This window comes from Chitinophaga sp. CF118, assembly GCF_900112615.1.
In the GTDB taxonomy this organism is placed as follows: Bacteria; Bacteroidota; Bacteroidia; order Chitinophagales; family Chitinophagaceae; genus Chitinophaga.
The window spans coordinates 961,855-974,959 of record NZ_FOMK01000001.1; the positions used below are offsets into that span (position 1 = coordinate 961,855).

At 40.6% G+C, this 13,105-nt stretch carries 10 protein-coding genes; 4 read left to right on the top strand and 6 right to left on the bottom strand.

From position 1 onward, the window contains the following. Nucleotides 1-73 precede the first annotated feature (73 nt). Together BM176_RS03725 and BM176_RS03730 are read right to left on the bottom strand one after the other, a co-directional pair. On the bottom strand, nt 74-1,930 hold the full coding sequence (locus tag BM176_RS03725) for a T9SS type B sorting domain-containing protein (protein ID WP_090099674.1): 1,857 nt from the start codon (nt 1,928-1,930) through the stop codon (nt 74-76). Nucleotides 1,931-2,289: 359 nt separating this feature from the next. Beyond that, complete coding sequence (locus BM176_RS03730; protein WP_090099676.1) at nt 2,290-2,790, bottom strand: MarR family winged helix-turn-helix transcriptional regulator; 501 nt, start codon at nt 2,788-2,790, stop codon at nt 2,290-2,292. A 186-nt stretch (nt 2,791-2,976) separates the two neighbouring features. Here BM176_RS03730 and BM176_RS03735 point away from each other — a divergent pair, with 186 nt between their 5' ends. The 3 genes from BM176_RS03735 to BM176_RS03745 are packed head-to-tail and all read left to right on the top strand — an operon-like array spanning nt 2,977 to nt 6,946. After that, nucleotides 2,977-4,266, top strand: a complete 1,290-nt coding sequence (locus BM176_RS03735; protein ID WP_255373472.1) for a TolC family protein — start codon at nt 2,977-2,979, stop codon at nt 4,264-4,266. A gap of 23 nt (nt 4,267-4,289) precedes the next feature. Beyond that, complete coding sequence (locus BM176_RS03740; RefSeq protein WP_090099680.1) at nt 4,290-5,366, top strand: HlyD family secretion protein; 1,077 nt, start codon at nt 4,290-4,292, stop codon at nt 5,364-5,366. A gap of 2 nt (nt 5,367-5,368) precedes the next feature. After that, nucleotides 5,369-6,946: a DHA2 family efflux MFS transporter permease subunit gene (locus BM176_RS03745; protein WP_090099682.1), complete on the top strand. Its 1,578-nt coding sequence runs from the start codon at nt 5,369-5,371 to the stop codon at nt 6,944-6,946. Between the two features lie 125 nt (nt 6,947-7,071). Here the strand turns inward: BM176_RS03745 and BM176_RS03750 are convergent, their stop codons facing one another. The 4 genes from BM176_RS03750 to BM176_RS03765 form a co-directional block, all read right to left on the bottom strand. Further along, nucleotides 7,072-7,935 carry an HvfC/BufC N-terminal domain-containing protein gene (locus BM176_RS03750; RefSeq protein ID WP_090099684.1) on the bottom strand — a complete coding sequence of 288 codons (864 nt, stop codon included), beginning with the start codon at nt 7,933-7,935 and terminating at the stop codon, nt 7,072-7,074. Then, the gene (locus BM176_RS03755) at nt 7,928-8,851 is read right to left on the bottom strand and encodes an MNIO family bufferin maturase (protein ID WP_090099686.1); all 924 of its coding nucleotides are present in this window, start codon (nt 8,849-8,851) and stop codon (nt 7,928-7,930) included. The genes BM176_RS03750 and BM176_RS03755 overlap by 8 nt, the downstream gene beginning before the upstream one ends. 9 nt (nt 8,852-8,860) lie before the next feature. Then, the gene (locus BM176_RS03760) at nt 8,861-10,951 is read right to left on the bottom strand and encodes a ferritin-like domain-containing protein (RefSeq protein ID WP_090099688.1); all 2,091 of its coding nucleotides are present in this window, start codon (nt 10,949-10,951) and stop codon (nt 8,861-8,863) included. A 138-nt stretch (nt 10,952-11,089) separates the two neighbouring features. Next, nucleotides 11,090-11,737: a DUF6266 family protein gene (locus BM176_RS03765; protein WP_090099690.1), complete on the bottom strand. Its 648-nt coding sequence runs from the start codon at nt 11,735-11,737 to the stop codon at nt 11,090-11,092. Nucleotides 11,738-12,439: 702 nt separating this feature from the next. Between BM176_RS03765 and BM176_RS03770 the strand changes: the two genes are divergently transcribed. Beyond that, a complete protein-coding gene (locus BM176_RS03770) occupies nt 12,440-12,988 on the top strand; it encodes a 2OG-Fe(II) oxygenase (RefSeq protein WP_090099692.1) in 549 nt (182 codons plus the stop codon). Nucleotides 12,989-13,105 lie beyond the last annotated feature (117 nt).

Consider the following 13,105-nt stretch of genomic DNA (forward strand, 5'->3'; position numbering starts at 1 on the left):
GGGGGAAATTATTCCGTAAAAAGAGGGGCTCGCCACATAGCAAGCCCCAGATAATATAAGAAATGATAATAACCTACCTTATTATTACCAGCGGTCCTTTGTATATTTTCACTCTCCCATCTTCATTTACTTCCAGAATATAACTATACAGTCCCTGGTAACATCCTTGTCCATCCCAATCGTTCTTATAATCTTTTGACTGGTAAACCAATGTTCCGCCACGCAGCAGATTATAGATAAATAACTTTGAGTTTGGATATTGTTCCAAGCCACGGATCACAAATTTATCATCCCTGCCATCTCCATTAGGTGTAATTACATTCGGGATAACGAGTCTATTAGGCCCACAATGCGTTGGCGCACGATCATTATCTGCAATTGAAACAACAGTATCTGTTACCGGACCAACCGGATAATGCAAATTATTCCCATATGCACTATCTGTTACTATTTTAACATACTCGGTGTCTTCTACTGCATTGTCATCAATAATCGTTATTGGTATAGTAGTACTATGCTGACCGGCCGGAATAATAACATCAGCAGGTATTGTAAAGTCAGTACCTTGTGTGGCAGTTGTTCCGGAAGGGTCAATATGATAATCTACCTGGACATCTTCTGCTGCAACTAAATCATCTGAATAAGAGAGTGTAATACTTCCCTGCGTTCCACCTTCTTTTCCATTCGCTGAACCGGCAATAGTGATGTTTGCAGAATCATCGTCAATGATGCTAATGTATACCGCATCATTAATATAATAGTCAATAGTTGCGCCAGGTGGTATGGTTACATTGCTGATATGTACTTCAACAAACTCATTCCCTTCTATAATATTATCATTCAATGCAGGTACAGGTACGTTTACCCAGTTATACATTGTATCAGTAACCGGAACTATAACGGTTTGTGGCATAGTATAGTCGATTCCATTAGTTGCTGGACCTTTCGTTGTCAACGATACGGTAATTGGTTCTGAGATAGGTAAACTACCAAGATTTTCAAAGCGGAGAAAGAAGTTACCAGGATTATCAGCACTACCTTCTGTGGAGGAGTAAGCACTTCCATTTCCTATTAATCTAACCACCCCACGGGCAACGGGGATGCTATCATTATCAAAGATGTAAATAGTATCTCTTCCATGAGCCACGTAGTAGAAATAATTATCTTCAGCTCCATAGGCGTCAAATATATCCAGTATAATATACTCTGTACCTTCCGTTTTATAATCATCAGCTATATAAATCGGTACAGTTACACTGTTCTGACCTTCAGGAATAACAAGTGTGGGCTCGTCTAAATCGTAACCACCTGCAGTTCCAGAAGCACTAGCCGCTACTGTAATTGGCTCTGAAGCAAGGTAATCACCCTCTATACCAACCGTTACAGTTGCATACTCGCCTCCTTCAATTCCATCTGTTTTGCCTTTGAAAGTTATGAGTTTACCCTCATCATCATCCTGAATAGCAACACTTGCTGGTCGGTCAGGTAAATCTACAGTAGTTCCGGATTGCGCAATTGCACTTTGAAATTTAAAGATGATAACTTCAGTATATTCCATTATCCTGTCATCAATGGCATGTACAGGTATCGTTACACTACCACTGCCAGCAGCAACAGGGATTTTAACTGTTAGGGGGAAGGGTACATAATCCACTCCTATCTGAGCCTTCCCTTCTACAGTATAAGTAACCGTCACAGTGTCTGTTACTGTTAAAGATCCGGCAGTAGTTACAGTAATAGTAAAGCTGCCATCTGTTCCATTCTCCCGTGCAGTAATGTCGCTGAATGAAAGTTGATAATCCGCAAAACGGGTTGATTGTTCAAGCTGATGACGGAAGTTTGCAGTCGGGAAATTCCAGCTGGTAATACCAGCGGATACAGATATACTGTTGCATAGAAACAACAGCACTACAAGTAGCGGTAATTTCATAAAGAGAAGATTATTAGGGGTACAAAAAATATAGGCACATCCGGTAGATTGCCTTATTTATAATTTATTGAGGAAAACGCGCTCGCCGGAATGTATGGGAACACAGCATAAATAGAAGTGTAAAGTTGGGCATAATCTTGGTCTTAGAGGTTATTAATGGTATATTATCAGCTAAAGAACTATGGTCCTAACTAAGTTACAAAATTATTGTATCTACTCAATGTAAATTTCGTATTTCGATGTTATCTTTTTTAATTAATTGTAAATGAGCCAATTATTATTTATAAAATACTCAATAACGACCTTGTATGGTACTACTATAAGTAACAATAGATAAGCGTATAGGCTTTGGCTGTTTCTTAGTCGCCAAAATGATCATCATTATCGTCATCATGTGTATTTAGAGATTCATGATAATTGATGATCTTATTTAAGACATCGAATGCAATGTCCAGGTTCTTTTCACCCACCAACTCTTTATAAGTATCCATCAATTTAGCTAACTCAATGTTTGAATCCAGGATTAGTTGCTTACCACTCGGCGTCAAATAGAGGCACTCGCTCCTTTTATCACTTTTGCTCGTTTCGCTGAAAAGCATACCCTTTTCCTCCAGTTCCTTGATTGTACGACTCATTGTTTGCTTCACAATCATTGACCTGCGGGCTATTTCCATGGCGGTGCTGCCTTCTACAGCTATGTTACAGATTACCGGCCAATAGGATATTTTCATTTGACCCCAGCGTGGCTTAATATGCCTATGAGCCCAGATATCCAGATGCTTTCTTAAAACAAAGATCAACCGTTGCCAGTTTTTGCCTTTCTGATTTTCAAATTGTTTTAGCTGTTCATCTATTTCCATGTCATCATTTTGTAAAAAGAGTAGAGAAATATAAGTAAGCAATGTTTACTATTTGGTAAACATTGCTTACTTTTGTTCTACGAAGTTCCAGAATTTTACTGAATAATCATAGCATAGCTATGATCTAAATTAACAGCAACTAATAATATGTCTAAAAGATTGATTTTTAGGTTTATACCATTATTAATGGTATTGCCAGGGGTCTCCTATGCCCAACAGTTAAGGCGATTGCCCTTGCAAGAGGCAATTATGCTTGCACATAAGCATAGTAACCAACTCAGTGCCGACAGTCTGCAATACCGCATTGCACAGACCCATGTATCACAAGCCTCGGCAAACGCTTTACCGCAGATTAACTTAAGCTCAAGTTACCAGCGTTTAAGTAATAACATTACTCCCTTTTCAATTAGTCTGCCAAGTGGGTCTTTTCAATTAAATCAGCAAATCTTAAACCAGTCATTTAATGCTGTACAACTTACTCAGTTGTTATTCAGCGGAGGAAAGCTGACCTACGATAAACAGGCCTTTAAAAAGGAAGCAGCGGCCGCAAAATCGGACTATGAAAAGAATGTGCTGGAACTGGATCATCAGGTCACAGACCTTTGGTTTAACCTTTACAATGCAACAGCTTCCCAGAAAATTATACTGGCTAATATAGAGGCTCTCAGCAAAAAAAGGGACGACCTGGAAACATTCCGTGTACAGGGACTTGTACTGGATAATGATGTGCTGAAGATTGAATTGTCTATCACAAATCTTCGTTCCAACCTGGCTGATATTTCCAGTCTTGCCGGAAGCCTGAATTATAATCTTTGCCTGACAACAGGCATCGACCCTACTACAACTATTGAGATTCCGGATGATTATCTGCATACGCTAACAGCAATAGAACCTCTGCAGAATTATATTAGTTCGGCCTTAACTAAAAGGGCTGAACTAAAGAGCTACAAATACCGCAGTGAAGCTGCTGCGTACAGAATAAAAGCTGTAAGAGCGGATTATTTTCCTACAATAAACCTTATTGGGAATTACAACTATGATAAACCCAATCAACGGGTAATACCTAGTGTGGATAAGTTTAACTACTCTGCCTATGCAGGTGTTAACCTGGCCTGGAGACTATCATCTTTCTATACTAATCGCACAAGGGTAAGTGAGAGCAAACTAGTTTTCACACAACTGAACAATAATTTACAACAGACAACAGAAAACATTCAGATAGAAGTAAACACTAAATATCTGGAATACAAAAAGACACTGGAGAAGATAACACTTGCGCAAACAGAATTGGAACAGGCTACAGAGAATTTCAGAGTAGAACAAAACAAACTGAATGCACAAACGACAACTCCTACAGATTTCCTGGATGCAAATACAAAAATGTTACAGTCCCAGTTAAATCTGGCTACTGCTAAGGCAAACGTAGAACTTGCCTATCGTAAACTTATTAAATCAACGGGCGAAACTGCCAATTAATTAAACTTAAACTACATCACACCATGAAAGCTATATATACTCTTTTACCCATACTCCTCGCTTCCTTATTTATGGCCGGCTGCTCCGGAGAAGGAACAGATAATGCTCAGTTGGAAGCCGATATTAGTCCTGTAATTCCCAAGGTAAACAGTACCGTAATGGAAGTCCGTGTTACGGATAACCAACAGGTGAAAAAAGGGGATACCCTGATAATACTGGATGATGCAACCTATAAGATTGCTGTGGAAGAATCTGAAATTGCTTTACTCCAGGCCACCCGGAATGTAAAAGTGGCCAGCATCAATAATTCATCTGCTAATGTGAATGTATCCAATGTCACAGCTAATTCTTATGCAGTTTCAGCTACTTTATCCTCAGCTAATACCACTATCGAATCTGCCAAAGCACAACTGGCTGTAGCCGAAAAGAATTTCGAACGCTACTCAACACTTTTACAGCAGAAATCAACTACACAGCAACAGTTCGACCAGGTAAATGCAGACAAGATCGCTGCAGAAGCCAGACTACAGACGGCTATCGGCCAACGGGATGCTTTGCTGAAACAAATTGATGCGAGTAGATTACAGATTGAAAATACCCGTACCCAATTATCCGGCACCAATGAGAATATAGGACTGGCAGAGCTTTCCGTTAAACAAGCACAGGCTAAACTTGATGCATCCAGACTACAACTCTCCTATTGTACAATAGTTGCCCCAGCGGACGGTGTTGTATCGAAAAAAAATGTACAGATAGGCCAGGTTGTTGCTATCGGTAATCCCCTGATGGCCATTGCCAATAATAGAAAAGTATGGGTAGTAGCAAATTTCAAAGAGACCCAGCTGGAAGAAATTCGCCCCGGACAGGATGTTAAAGTTGAGGTAGACGCCTATCCCGATACTACTTTTAGCGGAAAGGTGGAATCCATTTCACAAGCTACAGGTGCAAGGTTTTCATTTCTGCCAGCTGACAACGCCACTGGTAACTTCGTAAAGGTTACACAGAGGATTCCCGTAAAAATCACTATGGCAGAAAATATGAGCCAAAATTATCCGCTGCGTGCAGGGATGAGTGTTTATGTAAAAGTTAAAACCAACTAATAATGGAAACGATAGCTGATACTAAACCCACTTTTGAGGTGGGCGCACGTAAATGGCTGATCACTATAACGGTCATTACCTGCGCTATCATGGAATTGATTGATACCTCAATCGTGAACGTGGCTACCCGGCAAATCGCCGGTAACCTGGGAGCGACTGTTGAGGAAACAGCCTGGGTGATTACAGCTTATGCGATCTCCAATATCATCATTATACCTCTAACCGGCTTCCTGGGGGATATTTTCGGCAGGAAGAATTATTTTACTGCCTCTGTTATATTATTTACTGTCGCTTCATTAATGTGCGGTCTTTCCGGTTCTATATGGACTCTGGTTGCATGGCGATTTGTGCAAGGTATAGGCGGAGGTGCGTTACTGGCAACAGCGCAAACTGTGCTGGTTGAAACATTTCCTCCCGAAGAACTGGATAAAGCGAACGGCATTTTTGGAGCAGGCATCGTGATGGGGCCTACACTCGGCCCCGTTTTAGGTGGTTATCTCACCGATAATTATTCATGGAGCTGGATATTTTATATCAACATTCCTATCGGGATTGTTGCTGCGATTCTATCCTGGAAATTTATAAAAGGAGCTAGCAGCAAGATAGCCGGCAAGGTCGATTACTGGGGTATCCTGGCTTTGGTAGTTGGTATTGGCAGTTTGCAATTGCTACTGGAAGAGGGAGAAAGAAAAGATTGGTTTGCCAGTACTTTTGTTATCATTTTCTTTATCCTGGCCATTGCCGGAATCTGTCTTTTTGTGTTGCGTGAACTCAAAGCTAAAAATCCTGTCGTGGATCTTCGGGTGTTACGTTTCAGGAATGTAGCAGTGGGATCGGCTCTACGATTTGCTTTCGGTTTAAGTATCTACTGTTCGATATTTCTGTACCCGGTTTTTGTACAGGGTGTTTTAGGTTGGAACGCGACAAGAACAGGTTTTCTTATTCTTCCCGCTGCTTTTATAACGGGGATGTTAATGGGAGTAAATGGTGCATTGATAAAAAAAGGTATCAGCCCTAAAATACTGCTCATTTTTGGCTTTGGGATGGTGATCGCTTATGAATATATCACATACCGTTTAGCCACACCGGCTGCCGGTGAATGGGACTTCTTATGGCCACAGCTTATACGTGGAGTGGGTTTTGGCTTCATATTCGTTCCCGCGGCGAGTCTCACCTTAGCCGGTTTAAAAGGGAAAGATATTAGTCAGGCTTCAGGTCTTTCCAATATGCTCCAATTGTTAGGAGGATCAGTTGGACTGGCTATCATTAACACATATGTTACAAGAAGAATAGCAGCACATAGAATAGACTTAATGGGCAACCTGTCTTTGTATAATCCGGAAGCTAATGAAAGGCTGCAAGCTCTTACAGGGCAACTAATAGCGAGTGGAAAGTCGGGCGAACAGGCGCAACAAATGGCAATGGGCATTATGGAACGCGCACTATCGGGACAATCGTCAGTATTGGCATATAGTGAAGGGTTCATGATGATCGGTATTATTTGCGCAGTCATACTTCCTTTAGTATTTATTGCGAAGATTAAAAAGGGAGAAAGCCTGAGTAGTGGAAGTATGCATTAGTAATTAAACGACTTATATAGTCGTACAATATATTTTGTTACAAACAGTGTAACAGTTGTAGGTTTAAGCAATACACCGGTGCAATCCTGCATCGGTGTTTTTATTTATCTTGAACTAACAGGAGTTTAAGGGAGCATTAAATCAACAGTATCATCCCGGTAAATATATCCGGATCTTAAAGCTATAGGTATCCATAACATCAGTTCGGCCATTAGGGTACCGTTACTTATCCCGGAGTTTCCGGCGGCGATGCTTATAGCAGTAAGATAATTATTATTGCTTTGCAATACTTTTAGAAACTGCCATTGCCATAGTTCCAGATCGTTTAGATGAACAATGTAATTTTTCCTGCTAATAGCTACAAAGCTTTCTTTTATACCTGGTGTTATAGCATCTTCTCCATGTTGTACAGATTTTATAAATCCCGTTAGTGGAAAATGGAGCTGCAATAAAACCAGGCATGGTGAAGTTTTAAATGATGCCGTATCAAAAAGATAAAGCATCTGGTTATCATCAGTACTTTCTTTTTCCAATCCCTCAAGACCTTTACATCTGGAAACCTCAGCCAAAGCACGTTCAAGCTGTGCGAGTTCAACGGGAAGATCAAGCATGGTTGGTTCATCACTCACTTTATTTTTGGGTTGCGAAGCCTTTAGGAATGCAGGAAAGTTTAGTCCGAGGTCGTACAGATCGGTAGAAACAGGAGGCATTTCCACCAGGTACGACCGTGCAAAAGTATTGAACAGCTTTTCACCAAGCAGATGTAAAAGTATAGGGTATTCTGCCGTCATACATTCCATCAAACGCAGTATATATCCTTTGGCATATATCTCTATTTTTTGTCCGGACGACATACTTCCATCCTGCCGGATCACTTCTGTATGGTTGAGTTGATAGAACTGATCTGCCATACCTATTTTATCATTTAGCCTGCCGGGTTTAATGATAATGGATGTTAACCATTTCTGAATTTTGGCCAACTCACTCATTAGTTATTTGCATTTGATGATCAATTGGATTTGAAACCGCATCGGCATAAGGAGTACGGTAAACCGGTACTTCGGGAAAATTACCCTGCAATACTTGTTTGGCTTTATTTACTTCAGCAATCAGCTCATCATACTCCGGAATATTTGCATCCCATTCTAATAACGTTGATACACCTCCGGTAAACTGTTGTGCGAGGTGGTACAAATGCCACACGGGAGTAGGTACAGGCCTATCATGAGTATCTAAATAGTATTGGTCGCAATCTGTAGGTCCGGCAATATGTATCTGCACTACGGCTTTATGAGGTATGTTGCGGATATAAAATTCCGGATCAAAATTGTGGTTATGACCTGATACAAAAACATTGTTTACATCCAGCAGTAAACCGCAACCGGTTTTATTCACCAGTTCAGTCATAAACTCCCATTCGTATAAACTGGAGCTTTGGAACTCCATATAGGTGGAAGGATTTTCCAATATCAACGGACGTTGAAGAATATCCTGAACGCGATTAACGCGATCGGCTACATGTTGCAGGCTTTCCAGCGTTAAAGGTAAAGGCAGCAGATCATGTGTGTTTAAATGGGCTACACCCGTCCAGCATAAATGGTCTGATATCCAGACTGGTTTTACTACATCGGCCAGCTCTTTCAGTTGTTTAAGATACTCCAGGTTTAATGGGTCCGTGCTACCTATAGACATAGATACTCCATGCATCACAATTGGTCTTAACCCGGCAACATGTTCCAGCACATGTCTGGCATAGCCGAAGTTATTCATATAGTTTTCACTGATGATTTCGAACCAGTCAATGGCCGGATCATTTTGCATCAGGTGAGCATAATGTTTGCTGCGTAAGCCAACGCCCAGGCCCAGATTCGGAAGGCCCAGACGTTGATTATTATTTATATCCATACAAATAGATCAGGTAGATGGAGGAAATGCCAGTCTGATGTCGCTGGGTTGTGGTTTTACAGGTTCCGGTGCATCAGGGTTTCTGCTTTGTAAAACTTTAGTATAAGCATCCCATGCCACATCATAAACCAGATCGCCGTATTCAAATATAACACGGCCTGGTAATTTAGTAGTGCTGTGTTTCGGACCTTCAAAATCATTCAACTCCATAGCGCCAACAGTTGCAGGTTTCCCTTGTTGATCAGTAAATGGAGGATAGATCTGCGATGCAGAAATAGGAACAGCACAGCCACCAAAACTCTTGCACATATTATCGGCAGGGGCGCTGTATGGAGGAGCAGGTAAACCGCAACCAGCTTGTACGCCATCTGCTCCTACTCCTTGTACCAACCTAACGCTTTGGCTGCATGATTTTGATTCGCCAACCAGTTGTACAAATCCGCAGCCTCCTTCAGCCTTACATGAGTTGGAGCCCTTGCAGTTATGGTAAACCTCCGCTGAAGCACAGTTATTATCAACGGGTGCATCCTGGTTCAGATTCATGCCCTGGCATGCATGATACAGTGTATTTGCCACACGGGGTTGTACTCCTACTGAAAGATCGGGAAGCTGCCCAAAAACAGCCCAGCACATCATCAAACGATCGCCAGAGCCACCCATTGACGGATAAGGGAATCCTACTGAGGTATCTTGCCAGTATTGGTCAAGCACGGTGGTAATACCAGCTATTGCACCTGTGGCAACTTCGCAAAACTGTTTGTAGTTGGCATCACGTTTTGCAGTATCAAGATTCTGAGAATCTTTTAACAATGGATTATTCAGGCGGTTTAACGCACCTGCAATGTCCTCCGCCGATGGTAACGGGTGTTTATTCTTATCATAATCTACACCCATTAAATCCTTTGCAGTCCATTTATTGGCATCTTTTCTTATTTGGGAATGCCAGGTAGGCCATGTTATAATTTTGCCTGATTTAAGATCATCGCGTATCTCTTCAAATCGTTCATAATGGTCTTGCGCGCCATTATCAAAACGGGCATAAGCATGTGATGAAGGAGCAGGAGTCCCCGCATCGGTATAAGATGGATAATCCGCTTTAAGGGCTTCATCTGAAGCCTGGTTAACCGGATCAACGGCTTGTAAACCTATTGATGGACGTATGTTTTTTCTGATACCACTACCTTCACCCTGATCGGTTATACCGCAAATAAGTTTGAACACAAGTTCTTTAGCTTTTTCAGGTAACCAGCCTGAAATGGTAGTTTCCAATTTCTGAAACTCCTTATAGGGGTGGCTTGAAGAAACAGTGTTAAATATATCTTGCTGAATAGAGGCCGGAGAATACATTTTTTCCCAAAGAGTAGTAACGCTGCCTTCATCATCTTTATAGGTGATATCAAGGTAATCCCAAAGGCATTGGTACATATGACCAATACTACCAAACATAGGCAACGGATCACCTTTTTCCCAGTTCCCGAAAGGAGCTATGGGAAAGTACTTTTCCGGATTTTTTACACGGGCTTTAGCTTCTTCTTCAGGTGCTTCGATGGCCAGAAACAAGTCGTTCTGACTTAAATTAAGCTCATCAAGTTTTACCTTCATGCCGGCATACTTAACGCCGTTTGATTCAGGTTTACAATCCTTGAAATCAATAATGCCTGGAATAACAGTACTGTCTGGACTATAACATGTCCATGCATAATTGCCGGAAGCGGGAGACAGTTGTGTGAATTGAGGAACAATACCCAAGGCAGTAGCGACATTTGAAGCCAGTTGCAGGTGAAGCATTTCTTCAATAAATACGCTGAATATTGTATTGAATGCTTTTTCGTTTTCAGGGATATTGTTTAAAGATGATCCTGTCCCTGGTCTAAATGTAGGTGCTAATCCCGGCCATAATCGTCCCTGATATAAGTCGCTGTTTTTCCCGGTAATCTGATGTACTCCCTGAATAGAATACAGGGATGTCATGTACAATGGGATTGTAAATAGTTCAACATTTACAGCTTGTTGTACAATAGCCTCAACGGCAGCTTTATCAACTTCAAAAAGGCTTAAGGGGCGATCAAAGAGATCTTTTGGGTCTGCTTTAGTTTTCATTTTAGGTAATGTCTTTAGGGTAACTTAATATATCCAAAGTATACTATACTTCAAATGTATTAAGCAGTGAAAATATAAGAATGATGGTGCTGAATATTAACATGGAAGATTATGTTTTTGTTTGGTTTAATGAAACCGTTAGCCTACACTAAAATTCCCTGTATAAATACTATCGGTACATCTGATCCCATTTTCAGTAATAAATGAAAGGTACGTTTCAACCACTACGTCTCTCCCCCATTGATCAACTGGCAAAATCAACTGATCGGTACCTGTACTTCTCCTTTCTCCGCAAAGGATATAAACTGCTTCGTTTAAAACGGGTGAATAAGCCAGCAGCATTACACGATCACTGGCATGTTTAAAACTATTATCCGGAGTCCAGGTAAAAATCAATTTATTATCCTCCAATGTGGCTGCAGCGTGGATATCCTTTGTATCTATTGGTCCTGCGGTAACTTTTACCGCTGCATAATCTATTGTCAAATTGGGATATTCTCCTACAATTGCATTTTTAATCTGCCAGCCAACGGCGGCTTCGGTTGCACTATAAGTTTTCCCTATAGATATGTAAGCAAATCCGGCTTTTACAAATTCTGCAAATGCTCCTAAAAATCTTTTAGTAATCTTCATTTTCAACCTGCAACTCAACTGTTTTTCAGAAGGCGGTTTAGTACTCTTTGCACGACGCGTACGATAAACTAATTGTCCTCTCAACATATACCCTTCAATATTACCTATTGCTCCTGTAATACCACCCAGGAGGCCATTTTTTAAACGTGCCATTATGTGTGTATTTAAGTTTTGAAGAAATCGGGATCCTTATACTTTTTATTCCATTTTAGCAGGGTTTAATGATGAATAAGTGAAACAGAAGGCTTGTTCCCATTGACTTTCATCATTACAGCAATATTAATAAATCTTCCATTTCACATTTCAAAAATATGCACGGGCATCACAAAAAACATGCACGAACAGCCTAAAAAGCAGCACGAACGGTTTTTACTTAAATATTTATGCAGATAATACATAATATAAAACCGGTGTACCCGAAAGAAAGGATCTGCCGGGAAATCAGTTTTTGAAGGATGAGACTACTAAGTGAGTTTATAGGTTGAACATACATTGAACGAACATTGGACATTCGTTGGACAATCTTTGATCACATATACCTGTTCAAAGATTGTCCAACGAATGTTCAAGGTATGAAGCAATTATAGACTCACTACGAACTTGCTACAAACTTTTCCCGAAAGTGTCATTCACCTGAAAAAAAGGTAAATTATTAACAATCAATGATCATCATACAAAAAGGCATTCTTAATATAAAGGATTGGCCCAAAGACCCGAAAAACAGTGTCCTGTAAACTTAGGATATTTCACTGAAAACACTTTACTTTGTGTCAAAATAACATAAAGCAAATATAACGTCTGTGTCCAACTTGAAAACAGGCATATTTCCAGCCAATAGCCGAGTAAAAATATTTTATGGAAAAACATGTTTATACCCAGGACATCTTTACTATTAGTAATTTCCTGAGCAGGGAAGAATGCGATGCTCTCATTCAGAAAAGTGAAGCCATAGGTTATGAAGAAGCTACAGTAACTGCTGCTGGTGGTGTACAACGTATGCTTAAAGAAGTGCGGAATAACGAAAGAGTTCTATACAAGGATGAGTCTTATGCTGCTATTATTTGGAACCGGCTAAAAGATTTTGTTCCGGAAGGGAAGTCTGATGCAACCGCATGCGGACTGAATGAGCTATTCCGGTTTTATAAATATAGCCCAGGCCAACGCTTTAAAATGCATAAAGATGGTAGCTTTATAAGAGATGCTTCGGAAGCCAGTCAGTACACTTTTATGATCTACCTGAATGATGAATATACAGGAGGTGAAACGATCTTTGCATCCGGTGAAATTATCCGTCCGGAAACAGGTTCGGCCCTCATTTTCCACCATCCGTTACGTCATGAAGGATCACTGCTGACAGCTGGTGTGAAATATGTGTTGCGAACAGATATTATGTACAAATTATGAGACCTTAAATACCTGCTATGTCTATATGAAATTGTCCGGAATAATTCTAGGATATTCCAGCAAACTTTCAGATCTTACATTAAAGGACAATTTTTAATTCGTTTAAAATCACCATGA